General features: G+C 71.6%; 15 protein-coding genes and 1 pseudogene. 7 read left to right on the top strand and 9 right to left on the bottom strand.

What is annotated here, in order from left to right; genetic code table 11:
* Positions 1-46 precede the first annotated feature (46 nt).
* A complete protein-coding gene (locus tag ACLJWH_RS19500; protein ID WP_411143000.1) occupies positions 47-1,891 on the top strand; it encodes an NHL domain-containing thioredoxin family protein in 1,845 nt (614 codons plus the stop codon).
* Positions 1,892-1,952: 61 nt separating this feature from the next.
* Here the strand turns inward: ACLJWH_RS19500 and ACLJWH_RS19495 are convergent, their stop codons facing one another.
* The 5 genes from ACLJWH_RS19495 to ACLJWH_RS19475 all read right to left on the bottom strand — a co-directional run bounded on the left by ACLJWH_RS19495 (position 1,953) and on the right by ACLJWH_RS19475 (position 9,809).
* Positions 1,953-2,627, bottom strand: a complete 675-nt coding sequence (locus tag ACLJWH_RS19495) for a DUF4232 domain-containing protein (RefSeq protein ID WP_411142999.1) — start codon at positions 2,625-2,627, stop codon at positions 1,953-1,955.
* Positions 2,628-2,996: 369 nt separating this feature from the next.
* A complete protein-coding gene (locus ACLJWH_RS19490; protein WP_411142998.1) occupies positions 2,997-3,866 on the bottom strand; it encodes a DUF4232 domain-containing protein in 870 nt (289 codons plus the stop codon).
* Positions 3,867-4,198: 332 nt separating this feature from the next.
* Positions 4,199-6,199, bottom strand: a complete 2,001-nt coding sequence (locus ACLJWH_RS19485; protein ID WP_411142997.1) for a BTAD domain-containing putative transcriptional regulator — start codon at positions 6,197-6,199, stop codon at positions 4,199-4,201.
* Position 6,200: 1 nt separating this feature from the next.
* Positions 6,201-7,496 (bottom strand): M18 family aminopeptidase, encoded by a 1,296-nt coding sequence (locus tag ACLJWH_RS19480; protein WP_411142996.1) that lies wholly within the window; start codon positions 7,494-7,496, stop codon positions 6,201-6,203.
* Between the two features lie 486 nt (positions 7,497-7,982).
* Positions 7,983-9,809 carry an acyl-CoA dehydrogenase gene (locus tag ACLJWH_RS19475; protein ID WP_411142995.1) on the bottom strand — a complete coding sequence of 609 codons (1,827 nt, stop codon included), beginning with the start codon at positions 9,807-9,809 and terminating at the stop codon, positions 7,983-7,985.
* A 242-nt stretch (positions 9,810-10,051) separates the two neighbouring features.
* Between ACLJWH_RS19475 and ACLJWH_RS19470 the strand changes: the two genes are divergently transcribed.
* Positions 10,052-10,525 (top strand): SseB family protein, encoded by a 474-nt coding sequence (locus tag ACLJWH_RS19470; protein ID WP_052857366.1) that lies wholly within the window; start codon positions 10,052-10,054, stop codon positions 10,523-10,525.
* 181 nt (positions 10,526-10,706) lie between these two features.
* A complete protein-coding gene (locus ACLJWH_RS19465; protein WP_411142994.1) occupies positions 10,707-11,678 on the top strand; it encodes a pirin family protein in 972 nt (323 codons plus the stop codon).
* Between the two features lie 316 nt (positions 11,679-11,994).
* Here ACLJWH_RS19465 and ACLJWH_RS19460 read toward each other — a convergent pair whose 3' ends face one another.
* From ACLJWH_RS19460 to ACLJWH_RS19450, 3 genes are all read right to left on the bottom strand, one after another.
* Entirely contained in the window at positions 11,995-13,017 is a 1,023-nt protein-coding gene (locus ACLJWH_RS19460; RefSeq protein WP_411142993.1) for a hypothetical protein, read from the bottom strand.
* 127 nt (positions 13,018-13,144) lie between these two features.
* The gene (locus tag ACLJWH_RS19455; RefSeq protein ID WP_411142992.1) at positions 13,145-13,675 is read right to left on the bottom strand and encodes an NUDIX domain-containing protein; all 531 of its coding nucleotides are present in this window, start codon (positions 13,673-13,675) and stop codon (positions 13,145-13,147) included.
* 1 nt (position 13,676) lies between these two features.
* On the bottom strand, positions 13,677-15,032 hold the full coding sequence (locus ACLJWH_RS19450) for a tetratricopeptide repeat protein (protein WP_411142991.1): 1,356 nt from the start codon (positions 15,030-15,032) through the stop codon (positions 13,677-13,679).
* 223 nt (positions 15,033-15,255) lie between these two features.
* Here ACLJWH_RS19450 and ACLJWH_RS19445 point away from each other — a divergent pair, with 223 nt between their 5' ends.
* The 4 genes from ACLJWH_RS19445 to ACLJWH_RS19430 all read left to right on the top strand — a co-directional run bounded on the left by ACLJWH_RS19445 (position 15,256) and on the right by ACLJWH_RS19430 (position 18,303).
* On the top strand, positions 15,256-16,005 hold the full coding sequence (locus ACLJWH_RS19445) for a hypothetical protein (RefSeq protein WP_411142990.1): 750 nt from the start codon (positions 15,256-15,258) through the stop codon (positions 16,003-16,005).
* Positions 16,006-16,084: 79 nt separating this feature from the next.
* Positions 16,085-16,996, top strand: a complete 912-nt coding sequence (locus ACLJWH_RS19440) for a phosphotransferase family protein (protein WP_411142989.1) — start codon at positions 16,085-16,087, stop codon at positions 16,994-16,996.
* 1 nt (position 16,997) lies between these two features.
* Complete coding sequence (locus tag ACLJWH_RS19435) at positions 16,998-17,690, top strand: class I SAM-dependent methyltransferase (RefSeq protein WP_411142988.1); 693 nt, start codon at positions 16,998-17,000, stop codon at positions 17,688-17,690.
* 34 nt (positions 17,691-17,724) lie between these two features.
* Complete coding sequence (locus ACLJWH_RS19430) at positions 17,725-18,303, top strand: HAD domain-containing protein (RefSeq protein WP_411142987.1); 579 nt, start codon at positions 17,725-17,727, stop codon at positions 18,301-18,303.
* Between the two features lie 68 nt (positions 18,304-18,371).
* On the opposite strand, the pseudogene ACLJWH_RS19425 reads toward ACLJWH_RS19430, so the two are convergent.
* Positions 18,372-19,015, bottom strand: a pseudogene (locus tag ACLJWH_RS19425) (mobilization protein); the annotation flags it as partial.
* Positions 19,016-19,106 lie beyond the last annotated feature (91 nt).

Here is a 19,106-nt window from a genome sequence, read left to right as displayed (position 1 = left end):
CGCCCCGGTGGAATGCGCGGGCACCGGGGTGACGTTGAATATCCACATGGCTTCACGTGCGCGCGTCAGGGCCCCCGAGCTGGTCGGCAAGGGCGGCTGGCTGAACACCGGCGGTAACGATCTGACCCTCTCCGACCTGCGGGGACGCATCGTCGTTCTCGATTTCTGGACCTTCTGCTGTGTGAACTGCCTGCACGTCCTGGACGAGCTGCGGGAGCTGGAGGAGCGGCACCGCGACACCGTCGTGATCATCGGGGTGCACTCGCCCAAGTTCGTGCACGAGGCCGACCACCAGGCGGTCGTGGACGCCGTCGAGCGCTACGGCGTCGAGCACCCGGTGCTGGACGACCCGGAGCTGGTCACCTGGAAGCAGTACGCAGTGCGGGCCTGGCCGACGCTCGTGGTGATCGACCCCGAGGGCTATGTCGTCGCCCAGCACGCAGGTGAGGGACATGCGCACGCCATCGGCACGCTCGTCGAGGAACTGGTGGCCGAGCACACCGCGAAGGGGACGCTGCGGCGTGGCGACGGCCCGTACGTACCGCCGGAGCCGGTCGCCACCGATCTGCGCTTCCCCGGGAAAGCGGTGCGGCTGCCGGCCGGCACGTTCCTGGTCTCGGACACCACCCGGCACCAGCTCGTGGAGCTGGCGGCGGACGGAGAGCGGGTGTTGCGCCGGATCGGGACCGGCGAGCGCGGGCTGGACGCGGACTCCTTCAACGAACCGCAGGGCCTGGCGCTGCTGCCCGGGGGCAAGGTCGCCGTCGCGGACACCGTCAACCACGCGATCCGGGTGTTCGACCCCGCGGACGGCACGCTGGAGACGGTGGCCGGTACCGGCAAGCAGTGGTGGCAGGGCTCGCCCACCTCGGGACCGGCCCGTGAGGTGGCGCTCTCCTCGCCGTGGGATATCGCCTGGTGGCAGGACCGGCTGTGGATCGCGATGGCCGGAGTGCACCAGCTGTGGACGTACGACCCGGCGTCCGGCACGGTCGCGGTCGCGGCCGGTACGACCAACGAGGGGCTGGTGGACGGCCCGGCCGCCGAGGCGTGGTTCGCCCAGCCGTCCGGGCTCGCGGCGGCCGGCGACCGGCTCTGGGTCGCCGACTCCGAGACCAGCGCGGTGCGGTGGGTGGAGCGGGACACGGACCCGGCGGGCGCTGCCGACGGTGGCGGAGAGGGCGGCGGCGGTGGCCATGTCGTCCGTACGGCGGTCGGCACCGGGCTGTTCGACTTCGGGCACCGGGACGGCGCCGCCGGTCAGGCACTGTTGCAGCACCCGCTCGGGGTGACCGCGCTGCCCGACGGCTCGGTGGCGATCGCCGATACGTACAACCACGCGCTGCGCCGCTTCGACCCGGCGACCGGCGAGGTGACGACGCTGGCCACCGATCTGCGGGAGCCCTCGGCCGCGGTGCTCGTCGACGACGACATCGTGGTGGTGGAGTCGGCGCGGCACCGGCTGACCCGGCTGCGGCTGCCCGAGGAGGCCGTCCGCGTCGAGTCGGTGGCGCACCGCACGCAGCGCGCGGCCACCGAGGTCGCCCACGGTGCGCTGCGGCTGGACGTGGTCTTCCAGGCCCCCGCCGGGCAGAAGCTCGACACCCGGTACGGTCCCTCGACGCGGCTGCTGATCAGCGCGACGCCGCCGGAGCTGCTGGCCGACGGCGCGGGCGCGGGCACCGACCTCGCACGGGATCTGGTGCTCGCGGACGGGGTGACCGAGGGCGTACTGCATGTCTCCGCGATGGCCGCGTCCTGCGACGACGATCCGGCCGTCGAGTACCCCGCCTGCCATGTGCACCAGCAGGACTGGGGCGTCCCGGTCCGGATCGTCGAGGGCGGCGTGGCGCGGCTGGGGCTCGTTCTGGCGGGGCTGGACGCCGAGTAGGCGAGCGGGGCCCCGCCGACGAGCCGGGCCCCACCGCCGGTCCGGCTCGCCGAACCGGACGTCAGCTCGCCGAACCGGACTTCAGCTCGGCCTTGGTGAGGCTGACCTGCCAGTCGGTGACCTTCGCCGCCGGGCCGACGGAGACCGGGCCGCCCGGGAAGTCGACCCGCGCCGGGCCTCGGTGCGCCCCGCGCAGGCCGTTGCCGGGGAACTCGACGGTGGCGAAGGTCTGCTTGGTCCCCTGGGTGGCCGCGGTGGTGGTGGGGATGCTCGCCCAGGCGTGGCCGCGCGGGCGGAGCGCGACCGAGTGCCCCAGCATCGACGGCCCGCCCTCCAGGAAGCCGAGCGGCTCCTTGGCGGCGCCGAAACGCAGCGCCGGAGCGTCGTAGAGCTTGCAGGGGGCGCCGGAGCGGTTGGTGAACTCCACCACCACGTGCGACGGCGACGGCTTGTGGAAGAACCGCAGGCTGTCGGCGGTGGGAATGCACGTACCGGCCGCCCTGGACGCGGCGCCCGCACCCGCCCCCACACCCGCGCCGCCACCGATGCCCCCGCGCCTCTCGCTCTTGGGCGACGAAGCGGCCGAGGACGCCGCGGACGACGACGTCGGCTTCTTCGACTTCGACCTCGACTTCTTGGCGTTGCCGGAGCAGCCCGTCAGCGCGAGTGTGCCGGAGAGCCCGATCGTCAGTGCGACGTAGGCGGCGGAGCGGCGGCGGGTGCGGCGTGCGGTCATCGGTGGTTCCCCCGTGGAGTGGTGGCGATCAGCTGCGATCGGGCAGGTGCGGATCGGTGGCGACGCGCATCGGCGACCCGTGGGCGGGTTTCCGCGGTGGTGCCTCTGAACGTGCCGCTGTACGTGCCTCCGTAGGCCCGTAGGTGACAGGGCACCGACACGATATCGATGGCCGTCCGTGGCGTTGGGGCCGGTTCGATCCGTACCGAGGGCCGGGGCGCGGCGGCCGCTCCGGCCTTCCTGCGCGTAGCCAGCCCTCTCGTACGCACCGGCATCCCGCCACGCACGGCGAAGGGCGCCCGCCGGGGGAAAGCGGGCGCCCTGGTTCAGGGGGTGCGGGGTGGGTGATGCGGATCGCCGGGCGGTGGTCTACCACGCGATGGCGTCGGCCGGGTCGGCCTGCCAGTAGGTCACCCACGCGCTGTCGTCGAGGTACGCCGAGCCGCCGGGCAGCGCCACGTCCGCCGAGCCGCCGATGCTGCCCTTCCCGTCGCGGCCGGGGAGGCTGACGGAGAGCGAGGTCATCTTGTTGCCGTTGCGGCCCGCGCCGTCGGCGGAGGAGGTCATCACGGCGGCGTAGCCGGACTCGCCGGGGGCGAGGGTGACCACGGCCTGCGGCCTGGTGGCGGGGAGGTTGGGCACCGGGGACTGGGCTTCGTCGAACCGCAGGTAGGGGGCCTCGTAGAGGTCGCAGACCGCACCGGAGGTGTTGGTGGCCGTCAGCAGCAGGTGGTTGACCGGCCGGGTGAGCGGCTGCACCACGAAGCGGATCTTCGCGGCGTCGCAGGCGGTGTGCCGGGTGCCGGAACCCGCGTCGACGGGGTCGGTGTGCCGGATGATGCCGCCCGTCCTGGCGGCGTTGCCGCCGTTGCCCACCGACATCTTCTCCGCCGCGACGGCGGCGTGTGCGCCCTGCTCCGCGGCGCCCCGGCCGGCGGCACCGCCGTTGTTCCGCGCTCCCGGCGCCCCGCCCTGGTACGCGTCACGGCCGGGGGCGTCCTGGCCCGTGTCGCCGCCGGGGGCCGCGGCGTCCTGCGACGCCGGGTTGAACGGCTTGGCGGCGGCGGTCTTGAGCGCGTCTTCCTGGCTGCCGCAGGCGGTGAGGGAGAGCGCGGCGACGGCGGTCAGTCCGGCGGCGGCGATCCGCAGCGTACGGCGGCGGGCGGTACGGGCGGTGGCGCGGTCTCTGGTGGTGCTGTCGCCGCTGGCGTTACGGGCGGTGGCGTCGGTGCTCGGCATATCCGGTCTCCCCCGGTAGGTGGCGTCCTGCGGTCCGCCCGGTGGTCGTCCGGGCAGCTGTCCTGCGGTCTGCCTCGCGGTGGCCCGCGAGGTGTGCTGCTGTCAGTCCCGCGGGTCTGCTGCTACCTGTCCCGCGGAGTGTTCCGCTGTGTCCTGCTGAGTGTCGTACGGCATTTCGTGCTGCGTGTCCTGCGTTCTGTCCACAAGACTGCCGCCCGCCGCTGCCGTATCACTAACGCCCGCCTAACGCCCGCTTTGCCGCCGGGTGCGTGGCCGGTCCCGCACCGCCCACCGACCGCCCACCGACTCCGGCTCACCGCCCGGCCACCGCTCTACCGCCCCGCATCACCGCCTGTGTCCCGCCGTCCACCCGGCTGACCAGGCCGGCCCGGCTCGCCCTGCCCGTCCCGTGCGAACAGCTGGGTGAGCGTGCTGATCGTGTAGACATCGGTGGCTTCCTCGTCCACCAGATGCATTTCGGCGAGCCGGTCGAGGCCGTCCTGGGTGCGCTCCGGGTCGTACCCGGCGAGCGCCGCCGCCACGGACGCGTTGAGGTGCCCGTCCGCGCTGGTGGCCAGCGCGGAGAGCAGCCGCGCATCGTCCGCCGACAGCCGGGCCACGGACATCCGCAGCGCCGCCGCGATCCCGGTGTCCTCCGCCGACAGCAGCGCGAGCCGCCGCCGTTCGTCGCGCAGCGCCGCGGCCAGCCGGGCCAGCCGCCAGCGCGGCCGGGCGGTCAGCTGGGCGGCGGCGGCCCGCAGCGCCAGCGGCAGCCCGTCGCAGAGCGCGACGAGTTCCTGCGCGGCGGCCGGATCCTCGGCGACCCGGTCGGCGCCCAGCATCGCGCCGAGCAGCGCCGCCCCCTCCTCGTAGCCGAGGACCTGGAGGCCGACCGGCAGGGCGCAGTCGGTGGCCACCAGGCCGTCCAGCCGGCTGCGGCTGGTGACGACCGTGGCGCAGTGCGGGCCGCCGGGCAGCAGCGGCCGGACCTGCGCGGAACTGCGGGCGTTGTCCAGGACGACCAGCAGCCGGCGGTCGGCGACCAGCGACCGGAACAGTGCCGAGGCGGCCTGCGCCGAGGTGGGCACCCGCTCCGGCGGGGTGCCGAGCGCGAGCAGGAAGTCCCGCAGGATCTCGGCGGGCTGCGCCTCGTCGCCCTCGCCGAAGCCGCGCAGATCGGCGAAGAGCTGGCCGTCCGGGAAGGCCGCGGCGTACAGATGCGCCCACTGCACGGCGCAGGCGGTCTTGCCGACCCCGGCCGGTCCGGCGACCACCGCGAGCGGGCTCTCGCCGGTCGACTGGGTCGTCAGCGCCGCGGTCAGCGCGGCGAGTTGGTGTTCCCGGCCGAGGAAACGGGCGGGCGGTCTGGGCAGCAGCCGCGGCGCCGGGGCGGGGGGTCGGGAGCCGCCCCGCGCGCCGGTGGCGCCGGCTGATCGGGCTGACCCCTCCGTCCCCTCCGTCCCGTCCGCCGCGCGCGAGGCGTGCGGACCGCCCTGTGCGGGCACCCGGCCGTCGCCGGACGGCGCGTCGGCACCCGCCCCGTGCGCCCCGCCACCGGTGCCCCGCCCGGACGTGGTGGACCGCCCGCGCGCCGCCTCCGCCCGCAGAATCTCCTCGTACGCACCGCTCAGCCGCTCGCCCGGATCGACGCCCAGCTCCTCGTTGAGCAGCCGGCGGGTGCGGTGGAACCACTCCAGCGCGTCGGACTGCCGCCCGGTCCGGAACAGCGCCCGCATCAGCGCGGCGATCAGCCCTTCCCGCAACGGGTGGTTGACCGCGGCGGAGTACAGGATGGCCGCGGACTGCTCGTGCTCGCCCAGCGCGCCGTGCGCCCGCGCCAGCGCCTCGACGGCCGTCAGCCGGCGCTCCTCCAGCGCGTGTGCGGCGGCGGCGAACGCCGGGCTGGTGACCGTGCCGGTCAGCGCGGGCCCGCGCCACAGGCTCAGCGCCTCGCGCAGCAGCGGTACCGCGTCGGCCGGCGCGGCCTCGGGCCGGGCCAGCGCGACCAGTTCACCGAACCGGTGGGCGTCGATCAGCTCCTCGGGCAGCCGCAGCAGATAGGCCGAGCCGTGGGTGGTCAGCTCGACACCGTGCGCGTTCGCGCCGCCCTCGGCGAGCGTCGCGCGCAGCCGCGAGACATGGCCCTGGACGACCGTACGGGCGTGTTCGGGGGGTTCGTCCTCCCACAGGAAGTCGATCAACTGGTCCAGTGGGACGGTGGTGTTGGGCTGCAACAGCAGCAGCGCCAGCACACTGCGTCGTTTGGCGGGCCCGAGCGACAGCTCCCCGGAGCCGGTCGTCACGGCGATCGGGCCCAGCAGTGAGAATTCCAACTCAGCACTCCAGGAAGGCCGTCAGGGCGTTCGCCAGCAGATACGGGTCCTCGGCACCGCACAGCTCGCGCGCCGAATGCATGGACAGGATCGCGACACCGATGTCAATCGTGGCGATGCCGTGCCGGGCGGCGGTGATCGGGCCGATCGTCGTTCCGCACGGCATCGAGTTGTGGGAGACGAACGACTGCCAGGGGACGCCGGCCCGCTCACAGGCCGCCGCGAACACGGCCCGCCCGCTGCCGTCGGTGGCGTACCGCTGGTTGACGTTCACCTTGAGGATCGGGCCCCCGTTGGGCATCGGGTGGTGCCCCGGTTCGTGCCGCTCGCCGTAGTTGGGGTGGACGGCGTGGCCGGTGTCCGACGACAGGCAGATGGTGCCCGCGAAGGCCCGCGCCCGGTCCTCGTACGAGCCGCCGCGCGCGAAGACCGAACGTTCCAGCACCGTGCCGAGCAGCGGGCCGTCCGCGCCGGTGTCCGACTGGCTGCCGTTCTCCTCGTGGTCGAAGGCGGCCAGCACCGGAATGGATGTCAGGGCGCTCCCGGCGGCGGCCGCCGCGGTGAGCGCGGCGGTACCGGCGTGTACGGAGAGCAGGTTGTCCATCCGGGGGCCGGCGACCAGCTCGCGGTCGCGGCCCAGATAGGCGGGTGCCTCGACGCTGTGCACCATCAGGTCCCAGCCCTGGATGTCGCCGGCCGCGACGCCGGTCTCCGCCGCCACGAACGCGATCAGATCGCCCTCCGCGACCTCGCCCAGCCCCCAGATCGGCGTCATGTGCTGCTGCTTGTCGAGCTTCAGCCCGTCGGTGTTCACGGCCCGGTCGAGATGGATCGCCAGCTGCGGTACGCGCAGCAGCGGCCGGTCGATGTTCACCAGCCGGTTGCTGCCGTCCCGCAGCGTCACCCGCCCGCTGAGGCCCAGATCGCGGTCGAGCCAGGTGTTGAGCAGCGTGCCGCCGTATACCTCGACGGCGATCTGCCGCCAGCCCCGCGCACCGGTGTCCGGAATCGGCTTGACGCGCAGATTCGGCGAGTCGGTGTGCGCCCCCACGATCCGGTACGGGGTGGTGGCGGTGGCGCCCTCGGGGACGTACCACGCGATGATCGCGCCGCCCCGCAGCACGTACTTCCCGCCGCTCTCGCCGTCCCACGCGTCGGTCTCCGCCACCTGCCGGAAGCCGGCCTTCTCCAGCCGCTGCGCCGCGTTCGCCACCGCGTGGTAGGGGGACGGGCTGGCGGCGAGAAAGGACATCAGGTCGTCGGTGTGGCCGCGATCGAAGCGGGCGGAGTTGCTCATGGATTCAGCATAAGGAGGGACAGCCCGCATTCCCCGCGCCCGTAGGGCGTGACGCCGCTCCCTTCCGGCCACGATGGCTGCATGAACCACCCAATTTGCTGCCGAAGGGCAGGATTCCGGTTCCGCAGAGGGCGGGAGACGGTGCCTCACCTGGCACAGCGGCATCATTCCGGCACCAGCGCCCCGTTGAGGCCGGGCACGGTGGTGCCCGCCTCCCGGGGGGAAAGAGAGGCGGGCACCGGCAGTCTGAACGGTGATTCTGAGAGATCGCTAAGAACGTCCGGGCCGTCGGGAAGGCCCTGGGGCGGAAAGGGCCTGGGGCGGAAAGGGCCTGGGGCCCCGTCGGCCCCAGGACCGCCCCGGGACGCCCGGAGCGGTCCCAGGACGTCCCGGGAATGCGGCTGTGCTTTCGACGTTCTCGTCGTTCCTCGTCGTTCTCGTCGTTTTAGACGGTTGCGCCGCACTCGCCGCTTTCGCCGCCTTCGCTCAGAACGCGGCCTCGTCGAGCTCCATCAGGGACTGGTCGACGGACTCGGCCAGCCCGCGCTGGACGGAGACGTCCGGCAGGACGTTGTGGGCGAAGAACTTCGCCGCCGCGATCTTGCCCTGGTAGAAGCTCTTGTCCTTGGCCGAGGCCGCGGGCAGCTTCTCCTGGGCGACGGCCGCACCCTTGAGGAGGAGGTAGCCGATGACGACGTCACCGGAGGCGAGCAGCAGGCGGGTGGTGTTGAGGCCGACCTTGTAGATGGACTTGACGTCCTTCTCGGTGGCCGCGAGGTCGGTCAGCATCGCGCCGACGATCGCCTCCAGGGCGGCGGCGGCCGTGGCCAGCTCGCCGCGGGCCTGCTCCAGCTCCGCGCCGCCGGCGGCCTCGGCGAGGAACTTCTTGATCTCCTCGGAGAGGGCCGTGAGCGCCTGGCCCTGGTCGCGGACGATCTTCCGGAAGAAGAAGTCCTGGCCCTGGATCGCGGTGGTGCCCTCATAGAGGGTGTCGATCTTGGAGTCCCGGATGTACTGCTCGATCGGGTACTCCTGGAGGTACCCGGAGCCGCCGAAGGTCTGGAGCGACTGCGCCAGCTGCTCGTACGACTTCTCCGAGCCGTAGCCCTTGACGATCGGCAGCAGCAGGTCGTTCAGCCGGGTCGCGGCGCTCGCGTCCTCGCCGGCCGCCTCCTGCGCGAGGATCGTGTCCTGGACCGACGCGGTGTACAGCACCAGGGCGCGCATGCCCTCGGCGTACGCCTTCTGCGTCATCAGCGAGCGGCGTACGTCGGGGTGGTGGGTGATGGTGACGCGCGGCGCGGTCTTGTCGGTGAAGGCCGCCAGGTCCGGGCCCTGCACCCGCTCCTTGGCGTACTCCAGGGCGTTGAGGTAGCCGGTCGACAGGGTGGCGATGGCCTTCGTGCCGACCATCATCCGGGCGAACTCGATGATCTTGAACATCTGGCGGATGCCGTCGTGCTTCTCGCCCAGCAGCCAGCCCTTGGCCGGGTGGTTCGCGCCGAACGTCATCTCGCAGGTGTTGGACGCCTTCAGGCCCATCTTGTGCTCGACGTTGGTGGCGTAGGCGCCGTTGCGCTCGCCCAGCTCGCCGGTCTCCCAGTCGAAGTCGTACTTCGGCACGACGAAGAGGGAGAGGCCCTTGGTGCCCGGACCGGCACCCTCGGGGCGGGCGAGGACGAAGTGCACGATGTTCTCGGACATGTCGTGCTCACCGGAGGTGATGAAGCGCTTGACGCCCTCGATGTGCCAGGAGCCGTCCTCCTGCTGCACGGCCTTGGTGCGGCCGGCGCCGACGTCCGAACCGGCGTCCGGCTCGGTCAGGACCATGGTGGAGCCCCACTGCCGGTCCACCATCAGCTGCGCGATGCGGCGCTGCTCCTCGGTGCCCTCGTCGTGGAGGACGCCGGCGAAGGCGGGGCCGGAGGCGTACATCCAGATCGCCGGGTTGGCACCCAGGATCGTCTCGGCGAAGCCCCACAGCAGCGAGCGCGGCGCGGTGGTGCCGCCCAGCTCCTCCGGGATGCCCAGGCGCCACCACTCGGCGTCCATGTACGCCTGGTAGCTCTTCTTGAAGGTGTCCGGAACCGGCGCGGTGTGGGTGTCCGGGTCGAAGACCGGCGGGTTCCGGTCGGTGTCGGCGAAGGAGTCGGCCAGCTCGTTCTCCGAGAGACGGGCGATCTCGGAGAGCACGCTCTTGGCGGTGTCGACATCCATCTCCGCGAACGGTCCGGTGCCGTACACGCTGTCGCGGCCGAGGACCTCGAAGAGATTGAACTCGATGTCGCGGAGATTCGACTTGTAGTGCCCCATGGGTACGGCTCCGTAAAGGCTCGGGAGGCTGGGACCTCAAAACGCAATACCAGCAAGTAGCTATCGATAATGCTACCCACGGGTAATAAGGCGCAACCCCCAATCGTCCATCTGTGACGAGCGTCCCTCGCGGGCGGGGTGCCCGAGGCCGTACGGACCGGCGCCCGGGTTCGCGCAGGGGCGGATGCCCCGGCTTTGCGGACAGGCGGGTGGCGCCCCCGCCGACTCAGTACGCTGGGCGCATGTACGGCTACGACCAGAACGCGGGCGTTGGGCAGCAGTACGGTGCGCCGCAGCCCCCGCCGCAGCAACCGGCCCCCGGGGGCTACGGCGAGCAGCCGCTGTATCCCGAGCCGTCCCCGCCCTCCCTCGCCGACGCGGTGCGCGCCTTCACGACCGGTTCGATGTCGGCCGAGGACTTCCAGGGCATCTTCTCGACGTCCAAGGTCTACTGCCCGCGCGGTGAGAACCCCGGCTTCCTGGCGCTGCACAACACCCAGCAGCCGGTGATCCCGATGTTCACCTCGCTCAAGGAGCTGAGGCGGTACGCGGGCAAGGAGTCCAAGTACTTCGTGATCACCGGCGCCGAGGTGCTCGACCTGCTGCCGACCGGCTACGGCTTCGTCCTCGACATGGAGGGCGACCACCGGATGGTCTTCGACGCGAAGGCCGTGGAGCAGATGGTCGACTTCGCGATGCGCCGGATGTACGGCTGACGGACGCCCCCGGCGGGCCGGTACGGACCGGCCCGCCCTCCTCCTGACCTGGTGCGACGCACCTTGGACGGGCTCGGCGCCGCCCTTCTCGACTCCGTGGCGGCGGGCCCGGGAATTCCGCACGCGTTGCCAGTTGTTCACCCTTCAACTAAATTGAAGGCGAACGACCGAGGAGGCCGTCATGCCCGCTGTGACCGTAGAGAACCCGCTGACCCTGCCGCGCGTCGCGGCACCCGAAAGGGCCCGTCCCCGTCCCGTACTGGCCGTCGCCACCGCCCCGAGCGGCTTCGAGGGTGAGGGATTCCCCGTACGCCGGGCGTTCGCCGGCATCGACTACAAGCACCTCGACCCGTTCATCATGATGGATCAGATGGGCGAGGTGGAGTACGCGCCGGGCGAGCCCAAGGGCACCCCCTGGCACCCGCACCGCGGCTTCGAGACCGTCACCTACATCATCGACGGGATCTTCGACCACCAGGACTCCAACGGCGGCGGCGGCACCATCACCAACGGCGACACCCAGTGGATGACGGCGGGCTCCGGTCTGCTGCACATCGAGGCGCCGCCGGAGTCGCTGGTGATGTCCGGCGGTCTCTTCCACGGTCTCCAGCTGTGGGTGAACCTGCCGGCCAGGGACAAGATGATGGCCCCGCGCTACCAGGACATCCGCAGCGGTTCCGTCCAACTGCTCACCTCGCCCGACGGCGGCGCGCTGCTGCGCGTCATCGCCGGTGGGCTGGACGGCCACGAGGGCCCCGGCATCACGTACACGCCGATCACGATGGTCCACGCGACCATCGCGCCGGGCGCGGAGGTCACCCTGCCCTGGCGGGAGGACTTCAACGGCCTGGCGTACGTGCTGGCCGGGCGGGGCTCCGTCGGTGCGGACCGCCGTCCGATCCAGCTGGGGCAGACGGCGGTCTTCGGCGCCGGCTCCTCGCTGACCGTGCGCGCGGACGAGAAGCAGGACTCCCACACGCCGGACCTGGAGGTCGTTCTCCTGGGCGGACAGCCGATCCGCGAGCCGATGGCCCACTACGGCCCGTTCGTCATGAACACCAGGGTGGAGCTTCAGCAGGCGTTCGATGACTTCCAGAAGGGGCGGCTCGGGACGATCCCCGCGGTGCACGGGATGTCCGAGGGCGGGCTGTAAGGCTCGCTGAAGCCATCGATGCGGACGAGTCCAGCCCGACAGGGGCGGGGCTCGTCCGCTCTCGCCGTCGTCGTCTTCGTCTCCTGGTGCCGGGCCAGGTCGGTGACCTGCGGGAATCTTCCCTGCGGGACGCTGACCCGGTCTTTTGCCGAGGGCCGGCGAGGGGGCGCGACGGTCGTGACCGGGTGTCCTGCGGACTGCGTGCGGACTGTGTGCGCACTGCTCCGCTGTCAGCGGGACGGGCGCGCCCCGGTGTCCGGATGGGCGGGCCCCAGCGTGGTGGGGTGGATCCCCAGGGCTGAAGTGAGGGCCATCGCTACTGCCGCAGGATGCTCATGATTTCGCTTGCCTTGGCAACTGCGGCCCGGGGCCCGTACGCCACCATTGCGGCCAGCACGGCGGCAGTACCGGCCAGGACGGCATCGACACCCGCTGGAAGCCTCAACAGCACCCCAAGGCACAGTGCCCCCGAGGCGGCGACGACCACAGCCACCAGCCGAAGTCCTTCTCGATTGGCCACCGGGGTGGTGCCGCGCAGGTTCTGCTCGGGGAGGAGGGTGGTGACCCTTCCCGCAGCGAAGGTGTTTCCGATCTTCGCCAGAAGTGCGGCCAGGCTGCGGAGCGCTCCATCGCCCTTGGCGTCGACTTCCGCCTCGGCCAGTTGAAGCTTGGCCACGACAAGGACAGCGTGGTCCTTTGCGTTCCGCTGCCGTGGAGACCCGCGGCCGACGCTGTTCGTGATCCGGTGGACGCGCAGAAGCGAGCGCCGAACTGTGGAGCAGGTGTCGTCCAGATGCCGGAGGGCCTGGGGCCTGTCACTCGTCTCTGAGCGTGTCACGGCATCACATGCCTCGATGGCAGCCATGATCGAGAGCATCAACCTGTATCCCGCTATGGTCTTGTTGCGCCGGGCTGCCCACATCAGGAGGGGCAGGGTCACGGCAGCGAGCATGAGCGCTGATGGTTGCAGGCTCGGCTGCACCTGCCGCGTCTCGATCGTTTTGATCACTGCCATCAGGAGGTCCCCGGTACCGAGACCAACCAGGAAGGTCAGTAGCCAGTAGCGAAGCTTGACGCTTCCGGCAGTCTTCCGACCTGCCTCACGGAAGGATTGAATCGGCAGGTCTGCCAGGCCAAGACGCCGGAGGGCCTCGATGGTTGGCGCCATATCCCTTTCCGCAACTCTGGCGTTCCAGGCCGCCCACCGTACCTGCAACGGCTGGATCCGGCGGGCGATCCACGCGAGGAAGCGGTAGACCGACACCACAATCGCGGCCAGGAGTACACCGCCGACCACCGACCGCTGAATCGCCGCTGCGCGTTCCCAGTCAATGGTCATGAGGAGATCCTGGCGCAGAGGGCTGACAAGCGAGGCGGATTGCTCTGGACAGTGCGGATTGCTGTGGACAGTAGGGCAGTTGGTCCGTGCTTGTTGTCACGCGGTGCCTGACAGCGGCGGCGCTCGCCTACTTCCAGCCGTCAAGTGAGACCTGCAGCCCGCCGCTGAGGTACCGGTGGAGGGCGCTTGAGGTGGTGTCCACGAAGTCCTCGGGGAGGGCGTCGGCGTCGACCCAGCGGACCTGTGCGTGCTTGCGCGGTTCACGGTTCTCGGGTTCGCCTGACCATTCGTGGGCGCTGAAGACGACGGTGAGGAAGCCGTTGGGGGCCTCCACGCCCCAAGCCCCGTGGATGATGTGGGCGACTCTGAGGGACTCGGGCTTCACCGTGAGGCCGGTCTCCTCGTAGAGCTCGCGTACCGCAGTCTCGGTGATGGGCTCGCCGGGTTCGCTCTTGCCGACGGGAAGGTCCCACATGCCCTGGGCGAACTTGGCGTTCTCGCTGCGTTGGAGGAGAACGACGCGCTTGGTGGCCTTGTCGTGGACGATGACGGCGGCGACCAGCAGGGTCATCGATTCGAGCGCCGGTTTGAGGGCTTGGGAGCGGTCATCGGTCTGCTGGGCCACGGTGTTCCCTTCGTCGGGCGGGTTGTCGGGCATGTTAGGCGAGGGCCTCGCGGGCGCGTCGGGCGAGATCGGAGGCGCCGGGCACCTTGCGCCGCTGGTAGACCGCGAGCGTGGACCGGATCGAGGTGATCGCCTTGCGGGTGCGGTCGGAGGTCATGCCCTCCATGAGGACCAGGGCCCGGGTCCAGGCGGCGACCGCCTCGTCGGCGCGGGCCTGGGCGGCGAGGCTGTCGCCGAGGTCGGCGTGGGTGAGGGCGTGGACGCGCTTGTACTTCTTGGGGTCCCAGCGGGTGAGGGCGTCCCGGTGCTGTTGCTCGGTGCCGATGTGGTCGGCGAGGTCGGTCAGGGTGCGGGCGGTGTGGCTGGCCACGGTGCCGGCGGCGGGGCCACTGACGCGGGAGTAGCTGGGCTGGGGGTTGTCGTCGCGCAGGAGGGCGTTTTCGGCGGCGAGCAGGGCGCGTGCGGCCAGGGGGTGCTCGTTCACAGCGGCGTAGGCGCGGGCGTGGGTGATGTGGAGGAGGGCCGCGGTCTGGCCGTCGACGTGGCCGAGACCTGTACGTAGGGCGCCTTCGACGAGGTCGACGCAGTGGTGGGGCTGCTTGAGGCTGAGGGCCTGGTGGGCGAGGGCGCGCATCATCCAGGCGGCGTGGCCGTGGGGGTCGGCTTCACAGGCGAGCTGGTAGCCGACCTGGTAGTAGCGCTGGGCGGCCCCCTCCTGGCCGAGGTCGTGGTGCTTCCACCCAGCCAGGTAGGCGAGCTCGGCGACCGCGCCGAACGCTGCCTGACGTAAGGCTTCGCTGGGAAACCGGCCGCGGAGCATGGGGGCTGCGGTATCGGCGAGGTAGGCGGTGACGGTAGTCAGTCCGTGGCCGCCGCCGAGGCGTTCGTCGGCGGCGCTGAAGGCCGCGGTGATCTGCCGTACGACGTCCGCGTCCGCCACCCCGATCATGGACGTGCCGGTGCGGGCGCGGAGCATGCGGGCGGTGGCCTCGTGGTCGTAGCCGAGCGGCATGGCGACGCCGGCGGTGGTGAAGGCCGCGATGGCGAGGAAGCGGCGGCGCTCGACGTCGGCGCGGCCCAGGCCGGTGACCGCGAGGACGGGGTCGGATTCCGCCGGCTCTTCGGCATCACCGGCATGGAGACCGATCTCGGTCTGGGTGATCGTGCGCCCCGCTCGGCGGGACAGCGCCTCGGCCAGGTACTGGCCCACCCGGCCCGATGGGGTGCGGGTGCCGTTCACCCAGTGCGAGACGGCCGACTTGTTGGTCTGGAGGATCTCGCCGTTCTCGGCGGCGATGCGCCGCACGTCCCGGGCGAGGGCCTCGTAGGTGCAGCCGACCGCGTCGATGACGTCGCGCAGACGGGAGTTGGGGTCTCTCTGCGCCGCCACGACCGCCTCCGCTCCGGAGCTGTAAACCGCGTATACCGCTTCAACTGCCTCCCACCGTACCCACTGAGCGTGACCACCGGTTCACTAATCAGCAGCCGCCCGGAACGGCGTGACCGTGATCCAGGCTCCCCCTTGGTCCGGGCGGCACCCCGAAGTTCCGTACGCCCACACCGGGTCCGGGCATTCCTGTGCCCGAATCCGACCGAACTGAGACGGAGACACGGTGACCACCATCGACACCACGGCCATCACGGTCGAGCTGCCCGAGGCGTTCGACCCGCGCTGGAGCCGCCTGCCCGGCATCCAGGCCGACGGCCGGCGCATCACGATCGACCCGGCCGAGTACTTCTTCCGCTTCGAGTCCCACACCTGGCTCGTCGCCGACTGGGAGCTGGTCAAGTCCCAGCTCCTCGGTGTGGACGAGACGACCGAGAGCGCGGTCGAGCAGCTCGCGCTCGACTTCATCAAGAACCACGGTGAGTCGACCTCCGACGCGGCCCGGGTCCTGGCCACCGCGTACGAGGTGTACGCGTACCTCTTCCGCGAGGAGCACCTGGCCGGCCTCGGACTTCCGCAGATCACCGCCGAGCACCTGAGGATGCTCCGCGAGGCGGCCACGCTCATGGCACTCAACAAGGTCGAGCTGGACGGGCGCATCTCCAACATCGGCCCGTGCTGGTTCTTCCCCGCCGCCACCTCCGTCGTCTTCGACCTGGACGACGAGACGGGCGGGATGCTCGACGAGGTCTACCACGGCGGCTGGTTCAACGAGCACCGCCGGATCGAGTCCATCAAGGCGCACGCCGCGCTCGGTGGCCGGCTCGTGCACGGCTGCCAGTCCGTGCCGGACCAGTCGGGCGGCGTCGTCGCGCCCTACGGTGCCTCGATGGCGAACTTCCGTGACGACCTCGCCGCGTTCAAGGCGGGCTGGACCGAGCAGGTCTACGCCCACCGCGTGAACCCCGCCGGGTAACTCACCACCCGATCAGGCTCCGGGGCGAGCCGGCATCTCTCGCCCGCCCCGGACGCCGCCATCTCCCCGGAGCCCTCCCGTGACCACGAACCCCAGCGCCGAACTCCTCGACAACCTGCTCACCGCGACCGGCCAGACCAGCGCCGTACGGGAGGAGGTACGCGTGTGGTCCATGTCCGGCGTCGAGCGTGTGACCTTCCCCGACAGCTCCACGGCCATCTTCAAGTACGCCAAGAAGCCCTTCGACAGCGAGGACCAGGCCCTCCGCCTTGCCCACACCCTCGGCGTACCCGTCCCCCAGGTCCACGCCTCCGCCGTCCTGGACGGCTGGCTCGGCATGCTCATGGAGGACCTCGGACCGTCCGTCCGCGAGGCCGACGACCTCGACGGCGTCGCTGCGGCTGTGATCCTGCACGGAACCCGTACGGCTCCGCCCCTGCCCGTCCTCGACCAGGACCGGCTGCGGACACTGCCGGCCAGGGCGCTGGAGCATCTCGAACGGCTGCGCAAGGTCGACCGGTGGCAGGACGCCGACGACGTCGAGGACACGCTCGACCGGATCGCCCAGGCCGCCGAGGCCCGCTCGGCCGGAGCGACGCTGGCGCCCTTCGGCTGGGTGCACTCCGAGTTCCACCCCACCAGCCTCCACATCGGCGAGCGCGGCTGGCGACTGCTCGACTTCGCCCGCGCCTTCACCGGCCCCGGCCTGCTCGACCTCGCAAGCTGGCACGGCACCATCGAGCCCCCGCACCCTGTGCGCCTTCGCGTCTTCCTGGAGCAGTACGTCACCGCCGGCGGCACCGCCGACGCCCTCGCCCCGCGTGGCGGGCTCACCGCCGAGAACTGGGCCCTGGGCTGGCACCGCATGTGGGCCGTCGAGTGGTTCATGGAGCAGTCCATCCGCTGGATCGACGACCCGGCCACCGACCCCGCGTACATCAAGGCTGTCCGCCGCCACCTCACTGACGTCCTCCACCTCCTGGAGATCTGACGTGCTTGCCCAGGCTTCACCGTGGCACGTCCACGCCGTCCAGCGCACCGCCGTCGGACTCGCCGAACCCCTCGCCGTACCTGCCCGGATGGAGTGGACCACCCGACCCGGCCAAGGGCCCGGCGCCGACGTCCTCGGCCCCGGCCTGCGCGGCAAGCGACTCCTGGAACTCGGCTGCGGCCCCGGCCACAACGCCGCCCACCTCGCCACCCGCCACGGCGCCCACGCCACCGGCGTCGACCTGGTCGGCCTCCAGGTCCGCCGCGCCCGCTCCCACTACGGGCGGCTGAACAACCTCACCTTCGTCGCCGGCCACGCCCTGCACTACCTGAAAACCTCTGACGAGCCGTTCGACGCGATCTACTCCGTCTTCGGCGCAGTAGGGCTCGTCGCCCCTGAGCTCCTGCTGCCGGCCATCGCCCAGCGCCTCGCGCCCGGCCGGGTGCTCGCCTATTCCGTCCCGCACCCGCAGCGCGGCGGCCGAAGCCCCTCCGGAGACGACCGGCCCCGCCGCGACTTCGTCACCCTCCCCGACCGAACCCGACTCCCCATCGCCCGCTGGGAGTTCTCCATCGACCGCTGGGAGAAGCACCTCAGCGACGCGGGCTGCTGGCTCACCTCGGCCCAGGAGTTCCACGATCCCCGCGTGGGTCACTGGCCCACCACCCTGCTGATCCGCGCTTGCAGGCTCTGACAGTCACTCGTCCCGGCTTCCCCTGGAGGAACCGATGCGCCCGCCCTATCTGCTCCTCGACGTCGACGGTGTCCTCGTACCCTTCCCCGGCGTGGACGGCTCGACCCCGGCCACCCACGCCCGCCATGACGTCGTCCCCACCGGTCGCAGCGCCGACACCGCGGTCACCATCTGGCTCGATCCCGCCCACGGCCTCATGCTCATGGACGCGATCCGTACGGGTCTGGTCACCCCCGTCTGGTGCACCAGCTGGCGGCAGGACGCCGCCACTCTGATCGGGCCGCTCCTCGACCTCCCCACCTGGCCGTACGTCGACCTCCCCCGTCCGCAGATCACCACCAGCCACCCCAACGGCTACCTGTGGAAGCGCGACCACGTCGACGCCTGGCTGGGCGACGCCCCCGCCGTGTGGATCGACGACGACTTCACCGGCCTCGACCACGACTGGGCCGCAGAGCGCACCACCTGTGGCGCGGCGACCCTCCTGATCCAGCCTGACCCCCGTGCCGGGCTCCGGGCTGAACACCTGGCCGAGGCCCGAGCGTGGGCCAGGCGATTGCTCGCTGTGCGGACTGCTGCACGGGCCACTCCGAGCGAAACCGAAGCGGTCTGATGCGAATCGGGGCCAAAGGCGTCGATGCCCTCACCACGAGACGTGGCGAGGGCATCGTGCGGCATCAGCCGGTGCCGACTGTGTTCTTCGGGCCTCATGGCCCCTGGTGTAGCCGGAGGGTGCAGCATGGCGGGCACGGACGAGGCGCCGCTGGCGGTACTTCGACTGCGAGCCGCTTGCGCTCGCTTGTTCGGTTGAGCGGTGATGCGCCGGTTGAGGTCCTCGGCGGGGCGCGCGGCATCGTCGAGTTCCCGCTCGGCGCCCACCGTGGCCAGGAGGAGCCGGGGCTTGTGGCCGGCGGTCTCGGCGCGGGCGGGGCCGTTGCCGGAGGGGCCCACGCAGGGGCGGCGAAGATGCTATCGGCGTGGACGGGAAGGGCTGCGCGAAGGTCCTGCTCGAACCGGCCGGTGGTTGTGGCGCGTGGAGCGCGGCGGGTGAGGTCCGCCAAGACCGGTTCGGCGGCTTGCTGGTAGCCCGCCTGGAGGTGGCGGAAAGCTTCCTCAACTGCTGCCGCCTGCTGCGCGTGGCCACGTTGTTCGTGCCACTTGGCGGCGGCGCGGGCCAGGTGCAGGGTCGCGAAGAACACGGCTATGGCGAGCCCGTCCGGCTCGCTGGAGGCATAGGCGAGTTCCTCGGCAGCCTGTCGCAGCGCGGTGGCGGCCTGGTGGTCGGCTCGGATCATTGAGCGGCGGGTCCGGTTGAACGCCCCGGTGCGCGCCGTCCCGGCCCGCGCCGAAGTCCGTGGCACGCGCCCCGCGCGAGGCGGTCCCGCCCGCCGGGCCCGCCCCGCGTCATCACCGCGT

The sequence above is a fragment of the Streptomyces sp. x-80 genome, from assembly GCF_046549095.1.
Lineage (GTDB): Bacteria > Actinomycetota > Actinomycetes > Streptomycetales > Streptomycetaceae > Streptomyces > Streptomyces celluloflavus.
The sequence above is the reverse complement of the archived record's forward strand: the minus strand, read 5'-3'. Positions and strand labels throughout refer to the sequence as shown.